28 protein-coding genes, 1 tRNA gene and 1 pseudogene are annotated in these 25,767 nt (G+C 55.5%); 11 read left to right on the top strand and 19 right to left on the bottom strand.

All coding sequences use genetic code 11. The features are described 5' to 3' along the window. Positions 1-169: 169 nt before the first annotated feature. The 7 genes and pseudogenes from D5066_RS23375 to aspA all read right to left on the bottom strand — a co-directional run. A pseudogene (locus D5066_RS23375) lies at positions 170-268 on the bottom strand (DUF2238 domain-containing protein); the annotation flags it as partial. A gap of 99 nt (positions 269-367) precedes the next feature. After that, a tRNA-Phe gene (locus tag D5066_RS20945) sits at positions 368-443 on the bottom strand. A 119-nt stretch (positions 444-562) separates the two neighbouring features. Beyond that, positions 563-1,138, bottom strand: a complete 576-nt coding sequence (locus D5066_RS20950) for a transcriptional regulator (protein ID WP_119917114.1) — start codon at positions 1,136-1,138, stop codon at positions 563-565. Positions 1,139-1,187: 49 nt separating this feature from the next. Beyond that, positions 1,188-2,891: a protein-disulfide reductase DsbD gene (locus tag D5066_RS20955; protein WP_119917115.1), complete on the bottom strand. Its 1,704-nt coding sequence runs from the start codon at positions 2,889-2,891 to the stop codon at positions 1,188-1,190. Then, entirely contained in the window at positions 2,867-3,190 is a 324-nt protein-coding gene (cutA, locus tag D5066_RS20960; protein ID WP_014168278.1) for a divalent cation tolerance protein CutA, read from the bottom strand. The genes D5066_RS20955 and cutA overlap by 25 nt, the downstream gene beginning before the upstream one ends. Before the next feature lie 113 nt (positions 3,191-3,303). Beyond that, a complete protein-coding gene (locus D5066_RS20965) occupies positions 3,304-4,605 on the bottom strand; it encodes an anaerobic C4-dicarboxylate transporter (RefSeq protein ID WP_008502949.1) in 1,302 nt (433 codons plus the stop codon). A 116-nt stretch (positions 4,606-4,721) separates the two neighbouring features. After that, a complete protein-coding gene (gene aspA, locus D5066_RS20970) occupies positions 4,722-6,158 on the bottom strand; it encodes an aspartate ammonia-lyase (protein WP_003855923.1) in 1,437 nt (478 codons plus the stop codon). A 335-nt stretch (positions 6,159-6,493) separates the two neighbouring features. On the opposite strand from aspA, the gene D5066_RS20975 reads away from it, so the two are divergent. Further along, the gene (locus tag D5066_RS20975) at positions 6,494-6,958 is read left to right on the top strand and encodes an FxsA family protein (RefSeq protein WP_028015228.1); all 465 of its coding nucleotides are present in this window, start codon (positions 6,494-6,496) and stop codon (positions 6,956-6,958) included. A gap of 22 nt (positions 6,959-6,980) precedes the next feature. On the opposite strand, the gene yjeH is transcribed toward D5066_RS20975, so the two are convergent. Further along, positions 6,981-8,228, bottom strand: coding sequence for an L-methionine/branched-chain amino acid transporter (yjeH, locus tag D5066_RS20980; RefSeq protein WP_119917116.1), 1,248 nt, complete (start codon positions 8,226-8,228; stop codon positions 6,981-6,983). A 178-nt stretch (positions 8,229-8,406) separates the two neighbouring features. On the opposite strand from yjeH, the gene D5066_RS20985 reads away from it, so the two are divergent. Both D5066_RS20985 and groL read left to right on the top strand, forming a co-directional pair. Next, complete coding sequence (locus tag D5066_RS20985; protein WP_003855929.1) at positions 8,407-8,700, top strand: co-chaperone GroES; 294 nt, start codon at positions 8,407-8,409, stop codon at positions 8,698-8,700. 31 nt (positions 8,701-8,731) lie between these two features. Then, entirely contained in the window at positions 8,732-10,375 is a 1,644-nt protein-coding gene (groL, locus tag D5066_RS20990) for a chaperonin GroEL (protein ID WP_023310114.1), read from the top strand. 64 nt (positions 10,376-10,439) lie between these two features. Here the strand turns inward: groL and iadA are convergent, their stop codons facing one another. From iadA to D5066_RS21005, 3 genes are read right to left on the bottom strand one after another with little or no spacing between them, the layout of a single operon-like run. After that, positions 10,440-11,603, bottom strand: coding sequence for a beta-aspartyl-peptidase (gene iadA / locus D5066_RS20995; protein ID WP_119917117.1), 1,164 nt, complete (start codon positions 11,601-11,603; stop codon positions 10,440-10,442). Positions 11,604-11,613: 10 nt separating this feature from the next. After that, positions 11,614-12,075 carry a YjiG family protein gene (locus D5066_RS21000; protein ID WP_080328773.1) on the bottom strand — a complete coding sequence of 154 codons (462 nt, stop codon included), beginning with the start codon at positions 12,073-12,075 and terminating at the stop codon, positions 11,614-11,616. Further along, the gene (locus D5066_RS21005) at positions 12,072-12,719 is read right to left on the bottom strand and encodes a nucleoside recognition domain-containing protein (RefSeq protein ID WP_080328774.1); all 648 of its coding nucleotides are present in this window, start codon (positions 12,717-12,719) and stop codon (positions 12,072-12,074) included. Before D5066_RS21005 ends, D5066_RS21000 begins: the two co-directional genes overlap by 4 nt. Positions 12,720-12,953: 234 nt before the next feature. Between D5066_RS21005 and D5066_RS21010 the strand changes: the two genes are divergently transcribed. Further along, positions 12,954-13,307 (top strand): DUF4156 domain-containing protein, encoded by a 354-nt coding sequence (locus D5066_RS21010; protein WP_014882205.1) that lies wholly within the window; start codon positions 12,954-12,956, stop codon positions 13,305-13,307. Between the two features lie 64 nt (positions 13,308-13,371). Here the strand turns inward: D5066_RS21010 and epmB are convergent, their stop codons facing one another. Continuing rightward, on the bottom strand, positions 13,372-14,400 hold the full coding sequence (gene epmB / locus D5066_RS21015) for an EF-P beta-lysylation protein EpmB (RefSeq protein ID WP_119917118.1): 1,029 nt from the start codon (positions 14,398-14,400) through the stop codon (positions 13,372-13,374). Between the two features lie 40 nt (positions 14,401-14,440). Here epmB and efp point away from each other — a divergent pair, with 40 nt between their 5' ends. The 3 genes from efp (at position 14,441) to ecnB (ending at position 15,452) form a co-directional block, all read left to right on the top strand. Then, positions 14,441-15,007, top strand: a complete 567-nt coding sequence (gene efp, locus D5066_RS21020; protein WP_003855940.1) for an elongation factor P — start codon at positions 14,441-14,443, stop codon at positions 15,005-15,007. Positions 15,008-15,065: 58 nt separating this feature from the next. After that, positions 15,066-15,197, top strand: coding sequence for an entericidin A/B family lipoprotein (locus tag D5066_RS21025; RefSeq protein ID WP_028015234.1), 132 nt, complete (start codon positions 15,066-15,068; stop codon positions 15,195-15,197). A 108-nt stretch (positions 15,198-15,305) separates the two neighbouring features. Continuing rightward, positions 15,306-15,452: a lipoprotein toxin entericidin B gene (gene ecnB / locus D5066_RS21030; protein WP_003855942.1), complete on the top strand. Its 147-nt coding sequence runs from the start codon at positions 15,306-15,308 to the stop codon at positions 15,450-15,452. Between the two features lie 40 nt (positions 15,453-15,492). Here ecnB and D5066_RS21035 read toward each other — a convergent pair whose 3' ends face one another. Continuing rightward, a complete protein-coding gene (locus D5066_RS21035; protein WP_080328776.1) occupies positions 15,493-16,092 on the bottom strand; it encodes a helix-turn-helix transcriptional regulator in 600 nt (199 codons plus the stop codon). Between the two features lie 259 nt (positions 16,093-16,351). Here D5066_RS21035 and sugE point away from each other — a divergent pair, with 259 nt between their 5' ends. Beyond that, positions 16,352-16,669 carry a quaternary ammonium compound efflux SMR transporter SugE gene (gene sugE / locus D5066_RS21040; protein ID WP_006178944.1) on the top strand — a complete coding sequence of 106 codons (318 nt, stop codon included), beginning with the start codon at positions 16,352-16,354 and terminating at the stop codon, positions 16,667-16,669. On the opposite strand, the gene D5066_RS21045 is transcribed toward sugE, so the two are convergent. Next, positions 16,666-17,196 (bottom strand): lipocalin family protein, encoded by a 531-nt coding sequence (locus tag D5066_RS21045; protein WP_119917119.1) that lies wholly within the window; start codon positions 17,194-17,196, stop codon positions 16,666-16,668. The genes sugE and D5066_RS21045 overlap by 4 nt on opposite strands. Positions 17,197-17,301: 105 nt before the next feature. Then, positions 17,302-18,447, bottom strand: coding sequence for an ACT family cephalosporin-hydrolyzing class C beta-lactamase (gene blaACT / locus D5066_RS21050; RefSeq protein WP_119917120.1), 1,146 nt, complete (start codon positions 18,445-18,447; stop codon positions 17,302-17,304). A 132-nt stretch (positions 18,448-18,579) separates the two neighbouring features. Here blaACT and ampR point away from each other — a divergent pair, with 132 nt between their 5' ends. Beyond that, positions 18,580-19,455 carry a LysR family transcriptional regulator AmpR gene (gene ampR / locus D5066_RS21055; RefSeq protein ID WP_119917121.1) on the top strand — a complete coding sequence of 292 codons (876 nt, stop codon included), beginning with the start codon at positions 18,580-18,582 and terminating at the stop codon, positions 19,453-19,455. 29 nt (positions 19,456-19,484) lie between these two features. Here ampR and frdD read toward each other — a convergent pair whose 3' ends face one another. Genes frdD through frdA form a run of 4 tightly spaced genes read right to left on the bottom strand, consistent with a single transcriptional unit; the run spans position 19,485 to position 22,778 of the window. Continuing rightward, a complete protein-coding gene (gene frdD, locus D5066_RS21060; RefSeq protein ID WP_119917122.1) occupies positions 19,485-19,844 on the bottom strand; it encodes a fumarate reductase subunit FrdD in 360 nt (119 codons plus the stop codon). A 10-nt stretch (positions 19,845-19,854) separates the two neighbouring features. Then, positions 19,855-20,250, bottom strand: a complete 396-nt coding sequence (frdC, locus tag D5066_RS21065; RefSeq protein ID WP_028016425.1) for a fumarate reductase subunit FrdC — start codon at positions 20,248-20,250, stop codon at positions 19,855-19,857. Positions 20,251-20,260: 10 nt separating this feature from the next. Beyond that, entirely contained in the window at positions 20,261-20,995 is a 735-nt protein-coding gene (gene frdB, locus D5066_RS21070) for a fumarate reductase iron-sulfur protein (RefSeq protein ID WP_014882214.1), read from the bottom strand. Then, on the bottom strand, positions 20,988-22,778 hold the full coding sequence (gene frdA / locus D5066_RS21075; RefSeq protein ID WP_080328783.1) for a fumarate reductase (quinol) flavoprotein subunit: 1,791 nt from the start codon (positions 22,776-22,778) through the stop codon (positions 20,988-20,990). The genes frdB and frdA overlap by 8 nt, the downstream gene beginning before the upstream one ends. A gap of 310 nt (positions 22,779-23,088) precedes the next feature. Here frdA and epmA point away from each other — a divergent pair, with 310 nt between their 5' ends. Continuing rightward, complete coding sequence (gene epmA / locus D5066_RS21080) at positions 23,089-24,066, top strand: elongation factor P--(R)-beta-lysine ligase (protein ID WP_119917123.1); 978 nt, start codon at positions 23,089-23,091, stop codon at positions 24,064-24,066. A gap of 196 nt (positions 24,067-24,262) precedes the next feature. After that, on the top strand, positions 24,263-25,762 hold the full coding sequence (gene yjeM, locus D5066_RS21085; RefSeq protein ID WP_119917124.1) for a glutamate/gamma-aminobutyrate family transporter YjeM: 1,500 nt from the start codon (positions 24,263-24,265) through the stop codon (positions 25,760-25,762). The last annotated feature ends 5 nt before the right edge of the window (positions 25,763-25,767 follow it).

Below are 25,767 nucleotides of genomic sequence, written 5' to 3' on the forward strand. Positions count from 1 at the left end.
AAAGGATGGCCTTTTTGCGTTTCTGCGCTGAAAAAACGGCAGGCCGGGTAAGGCGAAGCCGCCACCCGGCAAGTCAGACCGCACGCCACCTCACAATAAACTCAGCAATCCCACCCTCATCCAGCGTTAACTCGCTGATATCGTGCCCGGCATCGCTTCTGAACAGCTTAAGAATAATGGCGTGGATGAAAATTAAGGTACAGAGAAGGGGAGCCAAAGGGTATCGCCGGTGTGTGGCAAGCAGAAGTGGGATGATGATAATGACATCAGCCAGGTGACGTAAACGCCCGCGAACACGAGGGAAAATTCAGTGCATTGCAAATACAGAAAAGCAAAAACCCAGCCATAGGCTGGGTTCTTTAAATAGTGGTGCCCGGACTCGGAATCGAACCAAGGACACGGGGATTTTCAATCCCCTGCTCTACCGACTGAGCTATCCGGGCAACGGAGCGCATTAAACCGCAATCACGTGAGGTCGTCAACACTATTTCGGGAAAAGCTGTTCAACTGCTCAAGTTTACGGCAATTTGCTGGCTTCTGGGGCAAAAAAGCCAAACTACGCTTATGTTAACGCCCCGCCCATACGACACTGAGCAAACCGCAAAATATCTTCCGCCAGGCGGTGCGCCGTATCCACATCGGCCTGGCTACGGTTCACCAGCATACGGCTCAGACAGCCCTCAAGGACGAGCTCCATCTGCCTGGCGACCATTGCCGGGTCATCCACTTCAAGCGTTGTCAGCAGTTCGTGGGTGAAGTCATGCGCCGCCCGTTTTTGCTGATCCGCCAACTGGTGAATAGGATGGCCGGGATCGGGAAAGTACGTGCAGGCGGCGATGAACAGACAACCTGGGTAACGGTTGTTGCTGACACATTCCGTCAGAGCAGTATAGCGTGCCAGCAGCTTTTGCTCCGCAGTCAGTTCTTCATTCAGCATCAGCTGCCTGCGCCAAATATCCACCTGCTGGCTGAGATAGCGCAGCGCATCATAAAGCAGCGCCTCTTTATCCGGCCAGAAGCGCTTAAGCTCATCCAGAGGGTAATCGATACGGTCGGCTACCATCTCAAGCGTGGTGCTGGCGATCCCTTGAATCTCAAGTAGTTGCAGGGCTTGTCCCAGTACGTCTTCGCGTTGCACGGTTATCTCCTCCGCTATTCCCAACGGTATGTCCCGTCTAAAGTGTTGTTTACGGTTGGCGATTGCGCAAATGCGCGCTGAATGCCGTTGCATCCATAAACCCGGTTACACGCTGTTCTGGCTGCTCGTCTCCCTGCTCATTGAAGAACAGAATGGTCGGTAGCCCGAGTACGTTAAGCTGTTTAAGCAGGGCCTTATCCTGCGCACTGTTGGCGGTGACGTTTGCCTGAAGCAATACCGTCTCTTTCAGGGCGTTTTGCACCTGCGGATCGCTAAAGGTGTATTTTTCAAACTCTTTGCAGGCGACGCACCAGTCGGCATAGAGATCGAGCATTACTGGTTTACCTTTTGCCTGAGCCAGCGCGCTGTTGAGCTCATCGACGTTCTTAACATGTATAAAGTTTAAATGCGCCTGCGTCTGGCCCACAGGCGAGCCGAACGCCCAATCCTGAAGCGGACGCACGCTCACCAACGCGGCGGCAAGCAGGAGAATTTGCACCAGACGCATCCACGCTTTTTTTGCCCCCAGGCTAACGATAAACGCCCAGGAGAAGAACGCCACGCCAAGCATGGCCCACAGGCGCAGACCCCACGCGTCACCCATGATTCGCTCCAGCAGGAACACCGGAAGCGCCAGGATGACAAAACCAAACGCGGTTTTCACCGTCTCCATCCACGGGCCGCTCTTCGGCAGCAGGCGATTGCCAAACACCGTCACCAGAATCAGCGGCAGGCCCATACCGAGCGCATAGAGATACAGCGTCCCCCCGCCGAGCCACATATTGCCGCTCTGAGCAATGTACAGCAGGATAGCGCTCAGCGGCGCAGTGGTGCAGGGGGAGCAAATTAACCCGGCGATGGCACCCATTGCGAATACGCCGCCCGCAGAGCCGCCCTGCTGGCGATTGCTCATCAGCGTTAAGCGGGTTTGCAGTGAGGAGGGCAACTGCAGCGTGAACAGGCCAAACATCGACAGCGCCAGCAGGATAAATACGGCTGACAGGCCGATAAGCACGTAAGGGTGCTGAAGTGCGGCCTGGAACTGCAGCCCGGCTGCGGCGACCACGAGGCCGAGCGCGGTATAGGTAAGCGCCATGCCCTGCACGTAGATAAACGCCAGCAGCAGCGCCCGGGCGGTGGAAAGGCGTTGCGTGCCGCCCAGTACAATCCCGGAGATAAGCGGGTACATGGGCAGGACACACGGGGTAAAGGCTATGCCGATACCAATCAGTAAGGCCCAAAGTGCTGAGAAAGGCAGATCGGAAGCAGCTTCGCCTTCACCCCTCACCCTGGCCCTCTCCCCTGAGGGGAGAGGGGAGGCTGCCGCTTTAACTTCACTAAGCGGAACGACCTTCGTTTCAGGGGGGTAGCAGAAGCCCGCGTCGGCACAGCCCTGATACGTTACCGTCAGCGTGGCATTTTTATCCGCCTGATTCACCGTGACGGGCACGCTCAGGCGCTGGCGATAAATTTCACTCTTACCGTAGAACTCGTCCTCGTGCCACTCGCCTGCGGGCATCTGCGGTGCGCCGACGTTAGCCTTTGCAGGCGTGATGCTGACCTGTTTGCGGTAGAGGTAGTATCCCTCTTTCACCTGCCAGGTCAGATTGAGGTCGTGCTGGTTTTGCTGAAAGTCGAAAACAAACGCCTGATCGGCAGGAATAAAGTTTGAACGGCCGGGTGCGTCAAACAACCCGGCAAATACTGACGTGCTGCACAGCAGCAGGATCAGCGTAAAGAAGCGTTGAGCCATGAGAGATAGTCGTTATCGCCGTGGACCACTGGCAGCACCAGCAGTTCCGGGGTTTGGTAAGGATGATGAGACTTGAGGCAGTCGAGGAGCGCCTGCTGATTCGCCAGATTGGTTTTGAGCAACATCTGGACTTCGTACTCCTGCTCCAGCTTGCCTTCCCAGTAATAGAGGGAGGTGGCTCCAGGAAGAAGAGTTACGCAAGCAGCCAGTTTTTCGGCCAGCACCTTGGCGGCGAGATCCTGGGCAGAGGCTTCATCAGGGGCGGTACACAGTACGACAACAGCATCAGGCGTGTTCACAAGTCGACCTCCTCATCACGAAAGTCTTCACTATATCACGCAAGACGATTGGTCATTAATGAAACGGGCCGCAGAGCGGCCCGATTTTAACTATTTTTACAACGGTTAACCGTTTACAGCACAATGCCGCCGATGATAAAGCCGAGGACGACGCAGAGCGTGATCGCCACCACGCCAGGGATCAGGAACGCGTGGTTAAACACGTACTTACCGATGCGGGTTGAGCCGGTATCGTCCATCTCAACCGCGGCCAGCAGGGTTGGATAGGTTGGCAGTACGAACAGGGCAGAAACCGCCGCGAAAGAGGCAATCGCCGTCAGCGGCGTCACGCCCAGCATCAGTGCCGCAGGCATCAGCGCTTTGGTGGTGGCCGCCTGGGAGTAAAGCAGCGTCGCGGCAAAGAACAGAACCACCGCCAGCAGCCACGGATAGTTGTGCAGCAGGTCGCCGGCAACGGTCTGGATGTCGCTGATGTGCGCTTTCACGAAGGTGTCACCGAGCCACGCCACGCCCAAAACGCACACGCAGGCGCTCATACCGGATTTGAAGGTGCTGGCATTCAGCACTTCGCTGGTGTCGATTTTACAGGTGATGCTAATCAGCGTGGCGATGGTCAGCATGAATACCACAATCGCTTCGTTACGCGGCAGCACCGGGTTCTGGATCAGCCCTACGGTGTCGCTGATGGCGGTCGCGTAGAACATCACGGCGACAATACCGATCAGGAACAGCAGCACGGAGCGTTTCGCGTGCGGCTTCAGTTCGAAGACCTGGCTACCGCGCAGGCTCACTTCACCTTTTGCCAGACGCTCCTGATAAACCGGATCGTCTTTCAGCTCGGCGCCGAGGAAGTTACACAGCACGGCGGTAATCATCACCGCAATCAGCGTGACCGGAATACAGATCGCCAGCAGCGTCAGGTAGCTCACGCCCATTGGCTCAAGAATACCCGCGAAGAAGACGACAGCGGCAGAGATTGGCGACGCGGTAATGGCAATCTGAGAGGCCACCACGGCAATAGAAAGAGGGCGAGACGGGCGAATACCCTGTTCTTTGGCCACCTCGGTAATCACCGGCAGCGTAGAGAACGCCGTGTGGCCGGTTCCCGCAAGAATGGTCATAAACCAGGTCACCAGCGGAGCAAGGAAAGTAATGTATTTAGGATGGCGGCGCAGCATACGCTCTGCCAGGCTCACCAGGTAGTCCATACCACCTGCCACCTGCATGGCCGCAATAGCGGCAATAACCGCCATGATGATTTCGATAACGTCAAAAGGGATTGCGCCGGGTTTAATCTGAAAGATAAGGGTAAGAACAAGCACCCCGAGACCGCCGGCAAAACCGATGCCGATGCCCCCGAGTCGTGCGCCCAAATAAATCGCCAACAGGACGATGACGAGTTCTGCTCCAAACATAAAGACCTGCCTTGCTTATTAACAAGTTGATATTGAATTGTTGTATTTAGGTAACGCTTAAAAAGAAAAAAGGCACGTCACAAGTGACGTGCCTTTCGGAAGCCTAGCCTGAACTGTTACTGTTCGCTTTCATCAGTATATCGTTTCGCTTTATATGCCGGGTGCATCAGGTTCTGGGCCGAAAAGATATCGTCCAGCTCGGCTTCGGTCAACAGTCCGCGCTCCAGCACCACTTCACGCACGCTCTTACCGGTTTCGGCGCAAATCTTACCAACGATGTCGCCGTTATGGTGGCCGATGAATGGGTTGAGGTAGGTGACGATCCCGATAGAGTTGTACACATAGCCTTCACAGACTTCTTTATTCGCGGTGATGCCGTTAATGCATTTTTCCAGCAGGTTGTAGCAGGCGTTGGTCAGGATGTGAATGGATTCAAACATCGCCTGGCCAATCACCGGCTCCATCACGTTCAGTTGCAGCTGACCCGCTTCGGAGGCCATGGTCACGGTCGTATCGTTACCGATGACTTTAAAGCAGACCTGGTTCACCACTTCTGGCACCACCGGGTTCACTTTCGCTGGCATGATAGAAGAACCCGCCTGCAGTTCTGGCAGGTTGATTTCGTTCAGGCCAGCGCGCGGGCCGGAGGAGAGCAGGCGCAGGTCGTTACAGATTTTAGACAGTTTCACCGCCAGACGTTTCAGGGCGCTGTGTACCATCACGTACGCGCCGCAGTCGGAGGTGGCTTCGATCAGGTCTTCCGCAGGCACAACCGGCAGGTTAGACACTTCCGCCAGCTTCTGAACCGCCAACTGCTGATAGCCATCCGGGGTGTTCAGACGCGTACCGATGGCGGTGGCGCCCAGGTTCACTTCCAGCAGCAGTTCGGAGGTGCGCAGCAGGTTTTTGGTTTCTTCGTTAAGCAGCACGTTAAACGCATGGAATTCCTGACCGAGGGTCATCGGCACCGCGTCCTGAAGCTGGGTACGGCCCATTTTCAGAATGTCCTGGAACTCAACCGCTTTACGCTGGAAGCCATCGCCCAGCTGGTTGATCGCGTCGACCAGTTTGACCACGGAGGCATAAACCGCGATACGGAAGCCGGTTGGGTAGGCGTCGTTGGTGGACTGGCATTTGTTAACGTGGTCGTTCGGGTTAAGGTACTGGTATTCACCTTTCTGGTGGCCCATCAGCTCAAGGCCGATGTTTGCCAGTACTTCGTTCGTATTCATGTTGACGGAGGTACCCGCGCCGCCCTGATAGACGTCAACCGGGAACTGGTCCATGCATTTGCCGTTGTTCAGCACTTCATCGCAGGCAGCGATAATCGCATTTGCCGCGCTTTTAGGAATGGTTTGCAGCTCTTTGTTCGCCAGCGCTGCGGCTTTCTTCACCATCACCATGCCACGGACAAACTCAGGGATGTCGCTGATTTTGCTGTTGCTGATGTAGAAGTTTTCAATCGCTCTCAGAGTGTGAACACCATAGTAGGCATCCGCTGGAACTTCCCTGGTACCCAACAAGTCTTCTTCGATACGAATGTTGTTTAACATGTGAACCTTCTTTTCAAGCTGCCGATGGATTGTACTAAACACACAACATATATGTGGTTTTGAATATTTTCTGACCGACGATTATTCCCTCAATCGGCCAGATGTTCGAGATCATATGCTGATGATAGCGAATTGCCGTAAGCTGGATCACTTATTATCGACCCGATTCCATGATAATTATTAATCTGTGAAATGTGTCACCGCTTTAATATTTCCGAAAAAAATATCCGTGCAAACCGATTGAATTTTGGCTAACCGTCTCCATCTCTTACAGACGCGTGATGCGAACACATTCAGACAGGGGCCAGATGGCGCCTGCCACACAGGAGATGCCAGTGCGCTGGATACCGTTTATTGCTTTCTTTCTCTATGTTTACATTGAGATTTCTATTTTCATCCAGGTTGCCCACGTGCTGGGCGTCCTGTTGACGTTGATTCTGGTGATCTTCACCTCCGTCATCGGCATGTCGCTGGTGCGTAATCAGGGTTTCAAAAATTTCCTGATAATGCAGCAGAAGATGGCCGCAGGCGAAAGCCCGGCAGAAGAGATGATCAAAAGCGTGTCGCTGATTATTGCGGGCCTGCTACTGATCCTGCCGGGGTTCTTCACCGACTTCCTCGGCCTGCTGTTACTGTTGCCGCCGGTACAGAAGCACCTGACCATGAAGCTGCTGCCGCATCTGCGGTTTAGCCGCATGCCGGGCGGCGGGTTCAGCACAGGGCCAGGCGATACCTTCGAAGGGGAGTATCAGCGCAAGGATGAACAGCGCGACCGTTTAGACCATAAAGACGATCGGTAATTTTTTTGCCCGGTAGCTTCGCTTACCGGGCCTGTGGATTTTTCCGCTTCGGTAAAAATGCCCACAGCCCCGCCAGCATGACGATGGCGTACACACTCTTCCATCCCACCATCGCCAGCAACAGCAGGCACAGCACACCCCCGACGACCGCCAGTGCTTTATAGCGACCTTTCAGCAGACGACAGCCCGCCAGCATGCACAGCAGGTAGATCATGATGAAAATACCGTTGGCGTAGATAATCAGCGCATCAAGGTTGATGTCGAGAAGATAAATGCCCAGCGAACTCAGAACGCAGCAGCCCAGCACGGTATTCAGGGCATTCATCGGAAGTTGACGCTTTGAGAGGCGTGATAGGGGGCTATCCGGTTTATAAAGAGACTGCGACCACACCAGCCGGGCGAAGCTCTGGATATAAATATTGAGGCTGGCAAAGCAAGCGAGATAGCCAATCACGCAGGCTACCCATAAGGCTTTGACGCCAAACAGCTGCACCACGATACCCGGCAGTGACGCGGCGGCGGCTTTATCTTCGCCGAACGCGTTGAAGTGCAGCACCAGCACGGTACAGGCCCAATACACAGTACCCGCCAGCAGCAGGCCGATCATCAGGGCTCGCGGGAAATCGCGTTCAGGTCGCTTAAACTCAGAGGCTAAATGGGCGAACGCTTCCAGCCCGACAAAACACCAGAACATAACGGAAAGGGCGGCGAAAAGCTGCGAATGATCGACGTCCCTGACTGCCGGGAACGGAATATCTTTTACCGTGATATCGCCCGCCCACCAGATAGCGCCAATGAGCGCGACAATCATCACCGCGACGAACGTCTGCAGATTCGCGCTCGAGCTGGCGCCGCGTGAGCCCACCCACCAGACGATGGCCAGCGTACCGAATTCAGCCAGCAGCAGTTGCGCGTTATGCCAGCCAAACAGCGCCTGACCAAAGCCGGTCGCAATATGTAGCGCCGCCGGAAGGCCAACCGGAATGACGGAGAGAAACAGCCAGCCGGTGACGCGCTCCAGACGCGGGCCAAAGGCCAGCCCGACAAAATGCGCCACGCCGCCCGCGCTGGGGAAGTGTCGTCCCAGGATGGCAAACACAATGGCTATCGGGAAAACCAGCACAATCAGCACCGGCCACGCCCACAGGCTGTTATTTCCAGCCACCAGCGCTGCCAGTGCCGGTACGGCAAATACGCCCGTACCTAACAAGGAGGTTGAAAGCAGGCCAACGCCCTGCGCCAGCCCCAACTCCTGCTTAAGTCCACTCATTGACATCATCCTGCCAATACCAAAAGAGAGGCGATGGTAACACTTTCGCAAATTTTTTTTCGATTCCCCCTTGAAGGGGTAAAAAGCTATCCCCATCTCTCAGGGCACTAGTCGGAAAACCGCATGCGGACCGGCGTCATCCATAACTGATAATGACTTTCTCAAAGGAGAGCTATCAATGAGTATTCGTCCGTTACATGATCGTGTGATCGTCAAACGTAAAGAAGTTGAAACCAAGTCTGCTGGCGGCATCGTTCTGACCGGTTCTGCAGCAGCCAAATCAACGCGTGGCGAAATCATCGCTGTCGGTAAGGGCCGCATCCTGGAAAACGGAACTGTGCAGCCGCTGGACGTTAAAGTTGGTGACATCGTAATTTTCAACGATGGCTACGGCGTGAAATCCGAGAAGATCGACAATGAAGAAGTGTTGATCATGTCCGAGAGCGACATTCTGGCAATTGTTGAAGCGTAATTTACGCACGAGAATTTGAGGAAATAAGAACATGGCAGCTAAAGACGTAAAATTCGGTAACGACGCTCGTGTAAAAATGCTCCGCGGCGTAAACGTACTGGCAGATGCAGTTAAAGTGACCCTGGGCCCGAAAGGCCGTAACGTAGTGCTGGATAAATCCTTCGGCGCGCCAACCATCACCAAAGATGGTGTTTCCGTTGCACGTGAAATCGAGCTGGAAGACAAGTTCGAAAACATGGGCGCGCAGATGGTGAAAGAAGTTGCCTCTAAAGCGAACGACGCTGCAGGCGACGGTACTACCACCGCGACCGTACTGGCGCAGGCTATCATCACCGAAGGCCTGAAAGCCGTTGCTGCTGGCATGAACCCAATGGATCTGAAACGTGGTATCGACAAAGCTGTCGCCTCCGCTGTTGAAGAACTGAAAGCGCTGTCCGTACCGTGCTCTGACTCTAAAGCCATTGCTCAGGTAGGTACCATCTCCGCTAACTCCGACGAAACCGTAGGTAAACTGATCGCTGAAGCGATGGATAAAGTCGGTAAAGAAGGCGTGATCACCGTTGAAGACGGTACCGGTCTGGAAGACGAACTGGACGTGGTTGAAGGTATGCAGTTCGACCGCGGTTACCTGTCCCCATACTTCATCAACAAGCCAGAAACTGGCGCTGTTGAGCTGGAAAGCCCGTTCATCCTGCTGGCTGACAAAAAGATCTCCAACATCCGTGAAATGCTGCCTGTGCTGGAAGCCGTTGCGAAAGCAGGCAAGCCGCTGGTAATCATCGCTGAAGATGTTGAAGGCGAAGCGCTGGCGACCCTGGTGGTTAACACCATGCGTGGCATCGTGAAAGTGGCTGCGGTTAAAGCACCTGGCTTCGGCGATCGCCGTAAAGCAATGCTGCAGGATATCGCTACCCTGACCGGCGGTACCGTGATCTCTGAAGAGATCGGTATGGAGCTGGAAAAAGCGACCCTGGAAGACCTGGGCCAGGCAAAACGCGTTGTGATCAACAAAGACACCACCACCATCATCGACGGTGTGGGTGAAGAAGCCGCTATTCAGGGCCGCGTTGGTCAGATCCGTAAGCAGATCGAAGAAGCAACTTCCGATTACGACCGTGAAAAACTGCAGGAGCGCGTAGCGAAACTGGCAGGCGGCGTTGCGGTTATCAAAGTTGGTGCTGCGACCGAAGTTGAAATGAAAGAGAAGAAAGCACGCGTTGACGATGCCCTGCATGCGACCCGTGCTGCGGTAGAAGAAGGCGTAGTAGCGGGTGGTGGTGTCGCGCTGGTGCGTGTAGCCGCTAAACTGGCTGGCCTGACCGCTCAGAACGAAGACCAGAACGTGGGTATCAAAGTTGCGCTGCGCGCGATGGAAGCTCCTCTGCGTCAGATCGTGTCCAACGCCGGTGAAGAGCCATCTGTCGTTGCGAACAACGTGAAAGCGGGCGAAGGTAACTACGGTTACAACGCTGCAACTGAAGAATACGGCAACATGATCGACTTCGGTATCCTGGATCCAACTAAAGTGACCCGTTCTGCTCTGCAGTACGCGGCATCTGTAGCTGGCCTGATGATCACTACCGAGTGCATGGTGACCGACCTGCCAAAAGGCGACGCGCCTGATTTAGGTGCTGCTGGTATGGGCGGCATGGGTGGAATGGGCGGCATGATGTAATCATATTGTTCTGAACCTCTCAGAACGAACCCCGGGCAGAAATGCCCGGGGTTTTTTATTACCGCTACTCAAATGTTCCTTTCACGCATGCTACGCCTTCGCGCACCATCTGGCGGCCTTTCGCCCAGACCTCGCGGATCTTCAGATCGTCCGTCAGTACCAGGAAATCGGCATCGCATCCGGGCGCGATCCGCCCCTTATGCTCCAGCCCGAGAAACTCCGCCACGTTACGCGTAAACGGCAGAAGCGCCTCCTCCAGCGGCAGATGATAGCGGTTGACCAGCTGCTGCAGCGTCTCAGGCAGAGATTCGAACCCGGCTACGCCAATGCCCACCAGATTACCGTTCGCATCAAAATTCGGCTGGCTGCCGTTGCCGTCCGAGCTGAGGGTGAGACGGTTAAACGGCACTTGAGCTTCACGGGCCGCCACGATGGCGGTGGCGGCATCAATGGGTTCATGAATGCTGGTGGTGATATCGATGTAGCCCCCTTCGCGGGCATAGTTCAGCGCGGCGAGGAACAGTGCCTGGGCGCGGTTGACGTGGGTTGGCAGCAGCTTCGAGCGGGGAACGTCGGCGTTATTGAGGATGTTAAACAGCGGCTCCAGCAGCGCTGGGCTGTTGCCGAGATGAAACACGGATACGCCCGCTTTGGCACCCAGCAGCCCACCAACGCGCGACTGAGCGGCCATATTCGCGAGCTGGTCATCAGCCGGTGCGGAAGAGCGATGGTCGGAAATTGCGCATTTCACGCCAATGATTTTATCAATCAGCGCCACATCCTTTTCGATACTGCCGGTAATTGTCGGAGACGGCAGCCCGTACGCGCCTGTCAGCATCCACGCACTGATCCCTTCATGCTCAAGCGCCCGCGTTTTTGCCAGCAGCGACTCGGGATGGCGGGTCACGCCGTCGGTGCCCAGCAGGCCCACAACGGAGGTAATGCCTGCCGCCACCAGCGCCGACAGCCGCACTTCCGGCGTACGGGTGTGCGGACCGGCTTCGCCGCCGCCGCCAATCAGATGCACGTGTTGATCGATAAAGCCCGGGCAAACCACCGCCCCGGCGAGTTCGCTTTCAGGACAGTTAAGCCGCGTTGTTGCGCGATCCGTTTTTTCAATCGCGACGATTTTTCCTCCGGCGATCAGCAGATCGCAATATCCCCGATCCTCCGGCGCGTAAAGATGCGCATTGCGGAAAAGATGGGGTTCGAGCACTGAAAAATCCATTTTTATTTCCTCAGAAGAGTAGCTGCATCACCCACATTGAGAGCAGGGCGTTAATAACGCAGACCGTAATAATGTGCGGATAATATTTGGGGTTTACGCCTGCGGTACCCAGGCAGCGGCCCGTGTTTTGTACCGGGTTGCCCATCAGATAGATGGCGGGCAGCAGGACGGTGGCATCGTGACCGTTGAGCGTGCCGGCGGCGACCAGACTGGCACAGACGCCCACGCCGCCTCCCATACTCATCACCGAGGCCAGCAGGACCGTTGCCGCTGCGCCCGGAAGTCCCCATAGCGCCATGATCGGCTCGCATACCCTGCCGACAATATCCAGCAGGCCGGTTACCTTGAGCGCCTGAATAATGACAAACGCCATAACCACATTTGGTAGCAGGCTGGTGGTGGCGATGGTAAAGCCGCGGCGGGCGCCATCAATAAACATGTCCATGATATTTTTACGCGGCTGGGCGATCATTTTTCCTCCTGAACGCGGCGATCTTCCATTTGGGCGATCCACAGACGCAGGAAGTTCGCGCCAACAAATTTAAACACCAGTATGACGGCAAGCGGCGTAATCACCGGGACGGTGATGAAGGTAAAGAGTGCAGCGCCGGAAGAAAAATAGTTGGTAATGATGGCGCTACCGCTGGTCTGGAAGGTGGCAAAAATAGCGCGCTCGCGATCGGTAATTGCCCCTTCGTCGGTCAACTCTTTGGTCATCCCTGCTGCGGCATCGGTATTTTGCAGGTTGGCGATGAGGGCCAGAGAGCAGATGCCCGGTACGCCAAGCAGCGGGCGCAAAATGGGCGTCATAAGCTGTTGTGCGGCACGCAGCCCGCCCAGCCCCTCGGTGACGGCAATGATCCCGAGCGATAAAATAACCGAAGGCGCCAGTTCAAGGGCAAACAAGAAGCCGTCTTTCGCCCCCGTACCGCCCTCACCGCGAAACGTTAGCGCGCCGTTCACCGGACCAAAGCTGCCGTTTAAGACGGTAAAATCCAGCACGCGCCACCATTCGGTACTTTTCGCGAAAAAGCCCGAGAAAAATACGATGGTAAGGACAAACGCCAGATAGCCCACCCATGACACTTTTTCCTCTCCTGAGGATGTTGCACTCATGAAACCCCCTTTTTTAGTCGCGTACAAAAGGTGTACGTCGCACCACTAAAAACGATCGGGGGCTAAAACACGATATCCCAAAGGGCATTATCAGAATTCATTTAAGATGTCGGAGGAGTACCGTGCGGAATCTGGCTCGCAGAAATGCGCGGGGGTTTTTCTTTTAGTCATCTTTTAGGTATAAGATTCACACACGGACAACTACTGTCCAGCTTATTGAAAACGAGGAATAACATGCGCGTAAAAGTCTGTGCAGGGATCGTAGGAGCAGCTTTGCTGCTGGCGGGGTGTAGCTCCAGCAATGAACTGTCGGCAGCGGGCCAGGGCGTTCGCTTTGTGGAAGATAAGCCAGGCAGCGAATGCCAGCTGTTAGGCACGGCCACCGGTGAACAAAGCAACTGGATGTCGGGTCAGCACGGTGAAGAAGGCGGTTCTATGCGCGGCGCGGCGAATGCCCTGCGTAACCAGGCTGCTGCTATGGGTGGTAACGTGATTTACGGCGTGAGCAGCCCGACGCAAGGGATGCTTTCCAGCTTCGTGCCAACGGCCAGCCAGATGAGCGGCCAGGTTTATAAGTGCCCGAACTGAGTTAACTTGCTGATGGCGCTGCGCCCCACCTCGTAGGGCAGGTAAGCGTAGCGCCACCTGCCTTTTAGCGCTGCCGCAGCTGCAAATCCAGCGGCGTTTTACTCGGCTCTCCGCCAATCTCGCGTGCCAGCTTCGGCACCATATACCCTGAGACAAGCGTCAGCAGCTCGCGCATAATCTGTCGGGCTTCGTCATCCGTCACCATAAAGTGCGCCGCTCCCTGCACGCGATCCAGTACGTGCAGGTAATAGGGCATCACGCCCGCATCAAACAGCGCGTTGCTGAGGTCTGCCAGCACGCGAGCGCTATCGTTCACGCCGCGCAGCAGCACGCTCTGGTTCAGCAGCGTCACGCCCGCCTTACGCAGGCGCGCCATCGCTGTGCGAAATTCATCGTCGATTTCGTTCGCGTGGTTAATATGGTTTACCAGCAGCACCTGCAGACGGGACTGCTCAAGGCGTGATACCAGCCCGTCGGTAATACGTGCCGGAATGACAATCGGTAAACGGCTGTGAATGCGCAGACGCTTGATGTGCGGGATGGCTTCCAGCTGCGTCAGCAGCCAGTCCAGCTCATGATCTTTTGCCATCAGCGGGTCACCGCCGGAAAAAATAATCTCATCCAGCTCTGAATGGGCGGCGATATAGTCCAGCGCAACCTGCCAGTTGCGCTTATTTCCCTGGTTTTCGGCATACGGGAAGTGCCGACGGAAGCAATAACGACAATTTACCGCGCAGCCGCCTTTTACCAGCAGCAGGGCGCGGTTCAGATATTTGTGCAGCAAGCCGGGCACCACGCTGTTCTGCTCTTCCAGCGGATCGGTGCTGTAACCCGGCGCGCTGACAAACTCATCCTGCGAAGTAAGCGTTTGTTTTAATAGCGGATCGTCGGGATTGCCTTTCTCCATCCGCGCCACAAACGCGCGGGGAACACGCAGGGCGAAAAGGCGCTTTGCCTCGCGGCCTGCAAGCAACGCTGGGTGCTGATCGAGGTCTAAAAGACGCAGCAATTCATCAGGACTGGTGATTACATCGGCAAGTTGCGATAACCAATCTTCTCTGGACGGGGTGTTTAGGGTTACAATATGCGCCATTTTGTGGCTTAGCTACCAGTTAACAAATTTAGAGGGCCTTATGGCAACGTACTATAGCAACGATTTTCGTGCTGGTCTTAAAATCATGATGGACGGCGAACCGTACGCGGTTGAAGCCAGCGAATTCGTTAAACCAGGTAAAGGCCAGGCATTCGCACGCGTTAAGCTGCGCCGCCTGCTGACCGGTACCCGTGTTGAGAAAACCTTCAAATCTACTGACTCCGCTGAAGGCGCTGATGTTGTCGATATGAACCTGACTTACCTGTACAACGACGGTGAGTTCTGGCACTTCATGAACAACGAAACGTTCGAGCAGCTGTCTGCTGACGCGAAAGCGATTGGTGATAACGCGAAGTGGCTGCTGGATCAGGCTGAGTGCATCGTGACCCTGTGGAACGGCCAGCCTATCGCTGTTACCCCACCAAACTTTGTTGAGCTGGAAATCGTTGAAACCGATCCAGGTCTGAAAGGTGACACCGCAGGTACTGGCGGCAAGCCAGCAACGCTTTCTACCGGCGCTGTGGTGAAAGTACCTCTGTTCGTTCAGATCGGCGAAGTAATTAAAGTAGATACTCGCTCCGGCGAATACGTATCTCGCGTGAAGTAATTTACGTCATGATTCGAGGCGCAGCGCCCGCTGCGCCTGATTTTTGCAGGCAGGGATGATGAAACGTACCGTTAAAATTCTGCTTCTGTTAGCACTCTCCAGCGTACTGCTTTCCGGCTGTAACACCGCCCGTGGCATGGGGGAAGATATCCAGGACCTCGGTCATATCATTTCTCACGCAGCCAGTTAAGTCCGTCTAATTTTCCTAAAATTGCTTCCTTTTCCGTCAACCGGCGGGATCTTGTCTATTCTTAAGTTGCTATACACAAAACAACTTTGGCTATAAAAGGAAGATATTATGGTTAAGAAAACAATTGCAGCGATCTTTTCTGTCCTCGTGCTTTCCTCTGTGTTGACTGCATGTAATACCACCCGCGGTGTAGGGGAAGATATCTCCGACGGTGGTAACGCGATTTCTGGTGCAGCAACTAAAGCTCAGAACTAATGAAGCATGGACGGTACGGCGCGTCAGTTCCACCGTACCGTCAATTCTCTGCTTCCTGCAGGGATAAAAACGGTGAAAAGCGGGTATCCATATGCAGCTTCATGCGGATATTGCGTTTATAGGTATAAACCGTTTTTCCGTTAATGCTCAGGTGAGCGGCAATCTTTTGGTTGCTCGCGCCGTCCATCCATAACGTCAGCACTTTCTCCTCCTGTCGGGTCAGCAAGGGGGCGGCCACCGTCGGGCGGTACGTGCTTGCGCGCGAAATTAACGCGTCATTGATAACCGTCGCGATTTCCTCAAGAGGGGCGTTTTTCATTAGCGAAGACCAGACCGGGAAATTCCCGAGCCAGGTCGTCAGGTCCTTGTCCTCTCCTGATTGCAGCATAATAAAAGGTAATTTTTCGCTGGCATTCAGCAAAGAAGAGAGTTGCTGGAAATGGTGAATATCCTGTCTGAAACCATGGAGATCAGCGATGACCAGCTCAGGTTTCCATTGCAGAATGTGCTCTCTGGCGAGGAATAGATTGTTCAGCCCGGTCACAACGTAGTGCCCCGGGAACAAACCGGAATGATTGAGCCATGCTTCAAACCCCGTACGGGTGAAGTGACAACGGTCAATCAAAAGAATCTTGAACATATTTTATTCGCAGTCGGCTAGTGGTTTGGCTTCCTGCCATCAGAAAGCACATCATCATAGAGAAGTCCGATGAGCTATAAATGCCTGAACTCCGCGCCATACTGCGGCTATTTCTGGGCTTAACGCATTCATCAGAAAATGATTGAAAAAAAATCGCACGCTAACCAAAATATGAGGTGTTATCTGCCTTGCGGGACGACCCGTAAGCGCTTCCTTCATCGGGGACGGCCCCAACTGTTTTTAAGTTAAGGAGCCCGAGATGTCCTGGATTATTCTCTTTATTGCTGGTCTGCTCGAAGTGGTATGGGCGATTGGTCTCAAGTACACCCACGGATTTACCCGCCTGACGCCCAGCGTCATTACCGTCACGGCGATGATCGTGAGCATTGTTCTGCTATCGTGGGCAATGCGTTCTCTGCCCGTGGGGACGGCTTATGCCGTCTGGACGGGGATCGGTGCCGTAGGCGCGGCGATTACCGGCATTCTGCTGCTGGGTGAGTCAGCGAGCCTGGCGCGTATCGCCAGCCTCGCACTGATTGTGGCCGGTATCATTGGACTGAAGCTCAGCACCCATTAACGGGGCTGTTTTACCCAGATGAGTTTCGACACATCAAACCCTTGCCGGGTCGCGACGTCCAGCATCTGCTGTTTCATCTCTGACGAAATAGTTGGCGTGCGGGAAAGTATCCACAGATAGTCGCGATCCGGCCCGCAGACCAGCGCGTGACGGTATTCTCTGTCGAGCGCGATCACGTTATAGCCGCCATAAAACGGGCCAAAGAAAGAGACTTTGAGCGCGGCCCGTCGCGGGTCGCCAGTAAAGTAGGCTTTCCCCACCGACTGCTGCCACATCTCCCGATCGGGATTATAGCCCCGGTTGATCACCTGAATACCGCCATCATCCATCGGGCTGTAATGTGCCGTGACCTTCTCCAGGCCCTGCTCAAACCGATGATCGAGTCGTGCGATTTCGTACCATGTTCCGAGGAAGCGTTGTGCATCAAAAGGCGTGACGACGGTGACGCCGGGTGGTGGGGTAGGGGAACTGCAGGCAACCACTAAAAACGCGGCTGTCACCGCGGCGATAACAGGCAGAATGCGCATAGGAGTTTCCTTACTGTTTTTTGTTAAGTGTAGATGACGGCAAGGAAAATGGGGTTTTTGTGCAGTGTGTTTCGCCGGGTAAGCGCAGCGCCACCCGGCAATGTTTTACTGCAGCGCGTCGAGGATACGGTATGCCGCCTCAACTCGCGCTGGGTTCGGATAGCTTTTATTCGCCAGCATCACAATGCCGAGCTGCTTTTCAGGAATAAAGGCCACGTAGCTGCCAAACCCGCCGGTTGAGCCCGTTTTGTGGACCCAGGACGCGTTGACCGGGGGAGCGGGAGGATTTACTTCTGCTACAGGCAACGGTGCCAGAGCAACCTTGTTATCACTGCCTCCGACGACGGTTTTAGCATCGACCGGCCAGTTAAGCATTTCCCAGCCTAACCCCTGATACATGGCCCCCACGCGCCAGTAGCGAGACTGCGCCAGAGTAATGCCTTGCCTGAGTGAAGTATCCTGGAGGGTGTCGGGCTTCATGTTAACCATCACCCAGCTCGCCATATCCTGCACGTTGGTTTTCACCCCATACGCCTCTGCGTCCAGCATGCCCGGCGAAACGTGGACCGCGTTACCGTCACGATATCCCCAGGCGTAGTGCGTCTCCTCCGCTTTCGGGACGTTAATCCAGGTATGCTCCAGCCTGAGCGGCTTAAAGACCCGCGTCGTCATGGCCTGCTCATAACTCATGCCGGAAGGTTTGACCGCCAGCGCACCAAAAAGACCGATGCTGGCGTTGGCGTAAAGACGCGTGGTGCCCGGCTTCCACTGGGGCTGCCAGTTCTGATAAAAGCGCAGCAGGGAGGCATTATCCGTCACCTCGTCCGGCACCTGGAGCGGCAGGCCACCGGCGGTATAGGTCGCCAGATCGAGCATGCGAATTCCCTGCCACTGCTTGCCCGTCAGCTCAGGCCAGTATTTAGTCACCGGATCGCCCAGCGAAATTTCACCGCGAGCAATGGCATCGCCGCCCAGCACGCCGGTGAAGGTTTTACTTATAGAACCCAGCTCGAACAGGGTTTGTGGAGTAACGGGCTTGTTTGCCGCAACGTCGGCTTTTCCGAAGGTAAAGTAGTGCGGCTGGCCCTGATAAATCACGGCTACCGCCATGCCTGGAATACCCTGTGCTTTCATCAGGGGCGTGACGCTACGCTCTACGACATCAGCCAGCTGTTTTTCCGACATCGGCGCGGCGAGTACAGCGCAGGAGGTACTGAGCAGCAGGGCGCAGCAAAGGGATTTTTTCATCATTAATTATCTTCCGTAATAGCAGGTCAAGGGAGTGTCCGGGCCCGACAGACCGCTGTAGTCTGTTGGATTTGACTATGGCTGACAAACGGTTAAATTTAGCATTAGCTGTTAATTTTTCTAACGGATGGAACGATGACCCGCAGCTATCTCCCGCTTAATTCGCTTCGTGCCTTCGAAGCGGCCGCAAGGCACCTCAGTTTTACGCATGCAGCGATAGAGCTGAACGTCACCCATTCTGCCATCAGCCAGCACGTTAAAACGCTGGAGCAGCATCTGAATTGTCAGCTGTTTGTCCGCGTTTCGCGCGGCCTGATGCTGACCACGGAGGGGGAGAATTTGCTGCCGGTGCTGAATGATTCATTCGATCGTATCGCCGGAATGCTGGATCGCTTTGCCAGCCAGCGCGCCCAGGAGAAGCTAAAAGTTGGCGTGGTAGGGACTTTCGCCACGGGTATCCTGTTCTCTCAGCTCGCAGACTTTCGTCGCTGTTATCCGCATATCGATCTTCACCTTTCAACCCATAACAACCGCGTCGATCCGGCGGCTGAAGGGCTTGATTATACGATCCGCTACGGCGGTGGCGCGTGGCACGGCACCGAAGCGCAGTTCATGTGCCCTGCGCCGCTGGCACCGCTTTGCTCGCCTGATATCGCCGCCGTGCTGCAGTCTCCGGCCGATATCCTGAAGTTTACCCTGCTGCGCTCCTACCGACGCGACGAATGGTCAGCGTGGATGCAGGCGGCGGGGGAACATCCCCCGTCACCCACGCATCGGGTGATGGTCTTTGATTCGTCTGTCACCATGCTGGAAGCCGCCCAGGCAGGCGTGGGCATTGCCATTGCCCCTGTTGATATGTTTACCCATTTGCTGAACAGCGAGCGCATTGTTCAGCCGTTTACAACGCAGATTGACCTGGGCAGTTACTGGTTAACAAGACTGCAGTCGCGAGCTGAAACGTCTGCAATGCGCGAGTTTTCACAGTGGCTGGTGGGGAAAATGCAGAAATAAAAGGCCCGCCGGATGGCGGGCCAGAAGCGTCAGATAGTGACGACCACAATCAGCGTCACCACGGTCAGGATGGTTGCCAACCCGTAAAATACCCATTTACCGCTCGGGACATGGATTTTCAGGTCATGCATCGCATGGTGAATGCGGTGCAGGCCGCACCACAGCGGCAGGACGATCATCAGGAAGATGAACACGCGGCCAATAAAGCTGCTCGCAAACGCCAGCACGCGCTCGTAGCTCAGCGCATCGCCCGGGAACAGCCCCAGCGGCAGCATAATGCCGACCAGCAGGATGATAACCGGGGCGATGATGGCACTCCACATGCCGCCTGCGCCAAACAGCCCCCAGAAGACCGGCTCGTCTGAACGTTTTGGATTTGGATTGATCACAGTAGTCTCCTTACCAGAACAGTGCGACAAACAGAATGACCACAGTGACCAGAATCGTCACTGCCCAGAGCCCCTTAATCACCGGCTCTGGCCCCATTTTTTCGCCTTTTACGATAATGTTCGCCGCTTTTGGCGCCAGTTCAAACCAGGTTTTGGTATGAAGCAGAGCGGCCGCGAGCACGATCAGGTTCAGCACCACGATGATCGGGTTTTGCAGGAAGCCCACAAAGCTGGCCCAGGTTTCCGGCCCGTGTTTGAGGGCGAAAACGCCGTACATTAGCTCAAGACTGAACCAGACCGCCGGTACCGCCGTGCCTTCACGCAGCATATAGAAGCGATAAAACGGCAGGTTTTTCCACCAGGTGGATGGCACAGGCCGCACGTAGGCTTTGCGTTTAGTCGTCATCATGCACTCCTTAGCGTGGTTTCAGGGTAGCGATAAGAAAGTCTTTCGAGCTTTCTACTTTACCCTGCTGAATAGCGGCGGCCGGGTCGACGTGCTTCGGACAGACTTCGGAGCAGTAGCCCACAAAGGTACAGGTCCAGACGCCGTTCTGGCTGTTAAGCTGCGCCATACGTTCTTTTTTGCCGTGGTCGCGGCTGTCTTCGTTATAGCGATGCGCCAGGGTAATGGCGGCCGGGCCGATGAACTCCGGGTTCAGGCCAAACTGCGGACAGGCGGCATAGCACAGGCCGCAGTTGATGCAGCCGGAGAACTGATGGTATTTCGCCATCTGCGCTGGCGTCTGGGTATTTGGCCCCTGATCCGGCGTGCGCGGGTTGCCGATGATGTACGGCTTAATCGCTTCCAGACTTTCGATAAAGTGGGTCATATCGACCACCAGATCGCGCTCAATCGGGAAGTTGCCCAGCGCTTCAACCTTGATGCCTTTGGTGTAATCGCGCAGGAAGGTTTTACAGGCCAGCTTCGGCACCTTGTTGACCATCATGCCGCAGGAGCCGCAGATCGCCATGCGGCAGGACCAGCGGTAGCTCAGGTCCGGCGCCAGGTTGTCTTTGATATAGCCGAGCGCATCCAGCAGGGAGGTTTGCTCGTCATAAGGGACTTCATAGAAAGCGCTGTGGGGGGCAGTATCCACTTCCGGGTTGTAGCGCACCACTTCAACTTTCAGTTTTTGCATCTCAGCCATTCGCCTTCTCCTTCTTCTCGGCGGCTTCTGCTTCTGCGCCGTACACGCGTTTAGCCGGCGGCAGCGTGGTGATTTTCACGTCGCTGTAGTCCAGGCGCGTGGTGCCATCCGCATCGCGCCAGGCGAGAGTGTGTTTCAGGAAATTGACGTCGTCACGTTCGGTACAGCCTTCGTCCAGACGCTGGTGGGCACCGCGGGATTCTTTACGCGCCAGCGCAGAGTGCGCCATACATTCTGCGACGTTCAGGCCGTGACCCAGTTCGATGGTATAGAGCAGGTCGGTATTGAAGACGCTGGAGGTGTCGGTGATGCGCACGCGCTTGAAGCGTTCCTGGAGTTCCGCCAGCTTGTCGACGGTTTTCTGCATCAGCTCCGGCGTACGGTAGATACCGCAGCCTTCTTCCATTGACAGCCCCATCTCGTCGCGGATCTTCGACCAGTTCTCGTTACCCTCCTGGTTCACCAGATCCTTCAGGCGTTTTTCAACGTCTGCCACCTGCGCATCCAGCGCGGCACCATTGGCTTCGCCTGCGGTAGCGGCGCGCTCCATTGCACGCTCGCCCGCCATGCGGCCAAAGACGACCAGCTCAGCCAGCGAGTTTGATCCCAGACGGTTGGCGCCGTGCAGGCCGACGGAGGAACACTCGCCCACGGCGAACAGCCCTTTAATGCGGGTTTCACACTGCTGGTCGGTTTCGATCCCGCCCATGGTGTAGTGCGCGGTTGGGCGTACCGGAATCGGCTCTTTCACCGGGTCGACGCCGACGTAAGCTTTTGCCAGTTCGCAGATAAACGGCAGACGCTCCAGCAGTTTCTTCTCGCCAAGATGGCGAAGGTCGAGATAGACCACATCGCCGCGCGGCGTGGAGATGGTGTTGCCTTTGCGCCACTCGTGCCAGAAGGCCTGAGAGACTTTGTCGCGCGGGCCGAGCTCCATGTATTTGTTCTTCGGCTCGCCGAGCGGGGTTTCCGGGCCCATGCCGTAATCCTGCAGATAGCGGTAGCCGTTTTTGTTGACCAGGATACCGCCTTCACCGCGGCAGCCTTCCGTCATCAGAATGCCGGAGCCCGGCAGGCCGGTTGGGTGATACTGCACGAACTCCATATCGCGCAGCGGCACGCCGTGGCTCAACGCCATGCCCATGCCGTCACCGGTGACGATGCCGCCGTTGGTGTTGTAGCGATAGACGCGGCCCGCACCGCCCGTTGCCATTACAACCGCGTTAGCGCGGATCTGGACGAGCGTGCCTTCCATCATGTTCATCGCCACCAGGCCACGCGCATGACCGTCGTCGACCAGAATGTCGAGGACGAAATGTTCATCAAAGCGCTGAATTTGTGGGAACTGAAGGGAGGTCTGGAAGAGGGTGTGCAGCATGTGGAAGCCAGTTTTATCGGCGGCGAACCAGGTGCGTTCGATTTTCATTCCACCGAAGCGGCGAACGTTGACGCTGCCGTCCGGACGGCGGCTCCACGGACATCCCCACTGCTCGAGCTGGGTCATCTCCGTTGGGCAATGGTGCACGAAGTAGTCGACGACATCCTGTTCGCAAAGCCAGTCGCCCCCTGCAACCGTGTCGTGGAAATGGTATTCAAAGCTGTCATGATCCTGCGCAACGGCAGCGGACCCTCCCTCAGCTGCCACCGTGTGGCTGCGCATTGGATAGACTTTTGAAATCAATGCGATTTTAGCGTCAGGATTAGCTTGTGCTGCAGCGATCGCAGCACGTAATCCCGCCCCGCCAGCGCCTATAACGGCAAGATCGGCTTGAAAAGTTTGCACGACATTCCTCCAGATTTTTGTTATTTCGCAACGCGACAAACTAAAGGTAGTTCACCCGTCCAGGCGGACGATTGCGAAAGCGTTTCCACTGCTCCTTTATGGGTAAAAGAGTATAACCGTGTAGACGTCAGGGAAATTTGACGTGTTCGATTTTTTTGCTGTTCTGTGCGGTGATTTATCATTGTGATTGATGAATTGCGTCACGGAATAATCCACCTAAATGAAATGCGCTTTTTTACTGCGCAAAATTTGTCTCTGTCCCTGCTAACGAGTAGACTTCGTGCCCTTGTCTGAAATCGGAGAAAAACTCATGAGCGAAACGGCCACCTGGCAGCCGAGCGCATCCATCCCAAATCTGCTAAAACGCGCCGCAATTATGACGGAGATCCGCCGTTTCTTTGCCGACCGCGGCGTCCTGGAGGTGGAAACCCCGTGCATGAGTCAGGCAACGGTAACGGATATTCATCTGGTCCCGTTTGAAACCCGTTTTGTTGGCCCAGGCCATTCCCAGGGCATGAATCTCTATATGATGACCAGCCCGGAATACCACATGAAACGCCTGCTGGCGGCGGGGTGTGGTCCGGTGTATCAGCTGTGCCGCAGCTTTCGTAATGAAGAGATGGGGCGTCACCACAACCCGGAATTCACCATGCTGGAGTGGTACCGCCCGCATTATGATATGTACCGCCTGATGAACGAGGTGGACGATCTGCTCCAGCAGGCGCTGGACTGTTCAGAAGCTGAAACGCTCTCTTATCAGCAGGCCTTCCAGCGTCATCTGGAGATCGATCCGCTGTCGGCGGACAAAACCCAGCTGCGTGAAGTGGCGGCAAAGCTGGATCTGAGCAACGTGGCGGATACCGAAGAGGATCGCGACACGCTGCTGCAACTGCTGTTCACCTTCGGCGTGGAACCGCAGATTGGCAAAGATCGTCCGACATTTGTCTATCACTTCCCGGCAAGCCAGGCGTCTCTGGCGCAGATCAGCACCGAAGATCACCGTGTCGCAGAGCGTTTTGAGGTCTATTACAAAGGTATCGAGCTGGCGAACGGCTTCCACGAACTGACCGATGCGCGCGAACAGCAGCAGCGTTTCGAGCAGGATAACCGCAAGCGCGCCGCGCGCGGTCTGCCGCAGCAGCCTATTGATGTTAATCTGCTTGAAGCATTAAAAGCCGGTCTGCCGGATTGCTCCGGCGTGGCGCTGGGCGTGGATCGTCTGGTCATGCTGGCGCTGGGCGCCGAACAGCTGGGCGATGTGATTGCCTTTACGGTCGATCGCGCCTAAAGAATTGCCGGGTAGCGCCTCGTTTACCCGGCCCATTCCTCTGTGGCAATATTCCTTTCCATTTCCGCGTAACAACATTAAAAACTGCCACTATCTCTATACACGGGTCTTTTTCTTAAATTGCCTCGTATAGCCACAATATTAGTCTGGTCATCTGCTACCATCCGCGCAGTTTAATTCCTCTTCGGATGGCGATATGTCCCACTCACTTAAAAAGATGACCCTCACCGGGCTCATCCTGATGATTTTTACCTCCGTCTTTGGCTTTGCCAACAGCCCGTCGGCTTTCTATCTGATGGGCTACAGCGCGACGCCGTTTTATATCGTGTCCGCTCTGTTCTTCTTTATCCCGTTTGCGCTGATGATGGCGGAGATGGGCTCGGCTTACCGGAAAGAAGAGGGCGGCATTTATTCGTGGATGAACAACAGCATCGGCCCGCGCTACGCGTTTATCGGGACGTTTATGTGGTTCTCCTCTTACGTCGTCTGGATGGTCAGCACGGCGGCCAAAGTCTGGGTGCCTTTCTCCACGTTTCTTTTCGGCGCGGATAAAACGCAGGTCTGGTCTCTGGCGGGGCTGAGCTCCACCCAGGTGGTTGGTATTCTGGCGGTCTGCTGGATGGTGATGGTCACGCTGGTGGCGTCAAAAGGCATCAACAAAATTGCCCGTATCACCGCCGTTGGCGGTATTTCCGTGATGTGCCTGAACCTGGTGCTGCTGCTGGTCAGCATCGCCATTCTGTGCCTGAACGGCGGGCATTTTGCTCAGGAGGTCAACTTTGTTTCGTCGCCGAACCCGGGTTACCAGTCCGGGCTGGCCATGCTCTCCTTCGTGGTGTTTGCCATTTTTGCGTACGGCGGTATTGAAGCGGTAGGCGGGCTGGTCGACAAAACCGAAAATCCGGAAAAGAATTTTGCCAAAGGGATTATTTTTGCCGCCATCGTCATCTCCATCGGCTACTCGCTGGCGATTTTCCTCTGGGGCGTCAGCACCAACTGGCAGCAGGTATTGAGTAACAACACCACCAACCTCGGCAACATTACCTACGTGCTGATGAAAAGCCTGGGGATGACGCTGGGTAACGCTATGCACCTGAGCCCGGAGGCAGCTTCTGTCATGGGTGTCTGGTTTGCGCGCATTACCGGTCTGTCGATGTTCCTTGCTTATACCGGCGCATTCTTCACGCTGATCTACTCGCCGCTGAAAGCCATCATCCAGGGTACGCCAAAAGCGCTATGGCCAGCACGCATGACGCAGCTGAATACCGCAGGCATGCCTGCTAATGCCATGTGGATGCAGTGCCTGCTGGTGTGCGTCTTCATTCTGCTGGTGTCATTTGGCGGCGATACGGCGTCTGCTTTCTATAACAAGCTGACCCTGATGGCGAACGTGTCAATGACGCTGCCGTACCTGTTCCTGACCCTGGCGTTCCCGTACTTTAAGGCGAAGCAGGATCTTGAGCGTCCGTTTGTGATCTTCAAAACCCGCGCGGCAACGCTGCTGGCGACCTCCGTGGTGGTGCTGGTGGTGGCGTTTGCCAACATCTTTACCGTTATTCAGCCCGTGGTTGAGGCGAACGACTGGAACAGCGCGCTGTGGATGGTCGGCGGGCCTGTCTTCTTCTCGCTGCTGGCGATGGGGATTTATGAGAATTACCGTCGTCGCTCTATGGCGTACGTCACGGAAGTGGCGTAGCGGTA

The sequence above is a fragment of the Enterobacter chuandaensis genome (genome assembly GCF_003594915.1).
GTDB classification, from domain to species: domain Bacteria; phylum Pseudomonadota; class Gammaproteobacteria; order Enterobacterales; family Enterobacteriaceae; genus Enterobacter; species Enterobacter chuandaensis.

Coding starts and splice junctions, on each gene's coding strand:
- D5066_RS20955 (WP_119917115.1), bottom strand. CDS start 2,891: ATGGCTCAACGCTTCTTTACGCTGATCCTGCTGCTGTGCAGCACGTCA.
- D5066_RS20965 (WP_008502949.1), bottom strand. CDS start 4,605: ATGTTTGGAGCAGAACTCGTCATCGTCCTGTTGGCGATTTATTTGGGC.
- aspA (WP_003855923.1), bottom strand. CDS start 6,158: ATGTTAAACAACATTCGTATCGAAGAAGACTTGTTGGGTACCAGGGAA.
- yjeH (WP_119917116.1), bottom strand. CDS start 8,228: ATGAGTGGACTTAAGCAGGAGTTGGGGCTGGCGCAGGGCGTTGGCCTG.
- D5066_RS20985 (WP_003855929.1), top strand. CDS start 8,407: ATGAGTATTCGTCCGTTACATGATCGTGTGATCGTCAAACGTAAAGAA.
- groL (WP_023310114.1), top strand. CDS start 8,732: ATGGCAGCTAAAGACGTAAAATTCGGTAACGACGCTCGTGTAAAAATG.
- iadA (WP_119917117.1), bottom strand. CDS start 11,603: ATGGATTTTTCAGTGCTCGAACCCCATCTTTTCCGCAATGCGCATCTT.
- D5066_RS21000 (WP_080328773.1), bottom strand. CDS start 12,075: ATGATCGCCCAGCCGCGTAAAAATATCATGGACATGTTTATTGATGGC.
- D5066_RS21005 (WP_080328774.1), bottom strand. CDS start 12,719: ATGAGTGCAACATCCTCAGGAGAGGAAAAAGTGTCATGGGTGGGCTAT.
- D5066_RS21010 (WP_014882205.1), top strand. CDS start 12,954: ATGCGCGTAAAAGTCTGTGCAGGGATCGTAGGAGCAGCTTTGCTGCTG.
- epmB (WP_119917118.1), bottom strand. CDS start 14,400: ATGGCGCATATTGTAACCCTAAACACCCCGTCCAGAGAAGATTGGTTA.
- efp (WP_003855940.1), top strand. CDS start 14,441: ATGGCAACGTACTATAGCAACGATTTTCGTGCTGGTCTTAAAATCATG.
- D5066_RS21025 (WP_028015234.1), top strand. CDS start 15,066: ATGAAACGTACCGTTAAAATTCTGCTTCTGTTAGCACTCTCCAGCGTA.
- ecnB (WP_003855942.1), top strand. CDS start 15,306: ATGGTTAAGAAAACAATTGCAGCGATCTTTTCTGTCCTCGTGCTTTCC.
- D5066_RS21035 (WP_080328776.1), bottom strand. CDS start 16,092: ATGTTCAAGATTCTTTTGATTGACCGTTGTCACTTCACCCGTACGGGG.
- sugE (WP_006178944.1), top strand. CDS start 16,352: ATGTCCTGGATTATTCTCTTTATTGCTGGTCTGCTCGAAGTGGTATGG.
- D5066_RS21045 (WP_119917119.1), bottom strand. CDS start 17,196: ATGCGCATTCTGCCTGTTATCGCCGCGGTGACAGCCGCGTTTTTAGTG.
- blaACT (WP_119917120.1), bottom strand. CDS start 18,447: ATGATGAAAAAATCCCTTTGCTGCGCCCTGCTGCTCAGTACCTCCTGC.
- ampR (WP_119917121.1), top strand. CDS start 18,580: ATGACCCGCAGCTATCTCCCGCTTAATTCGCTTCGTGCCTTCGAAGCG.
- frdC (WP_028016425.1), bottom strand. CDS start 20,250: ATGACGACTAAACGCAAAGCCTACGTGCGGCCTGTGCCATCCACCTGG.
- frdB (WP_014882214.1), bottom strand. CDS start 20,995: ATGGCTGAGATGCAAAAACTGAAAGTTGAAGTGGTGCGCTACAACCCG.
- epmA (WP_119917123.1), top strand. CDS start 23,089: ATGAGCGAAACGGCCACCTGGCAGCCGAGCGCATCCATCCCAAATCTG.
- yjeM (WP_119917124.1), top strand. CDS start 24,263: ATGTCCCACTCACTTAAAAAGATGACCCTCACCGGGCTCATCCTGATG.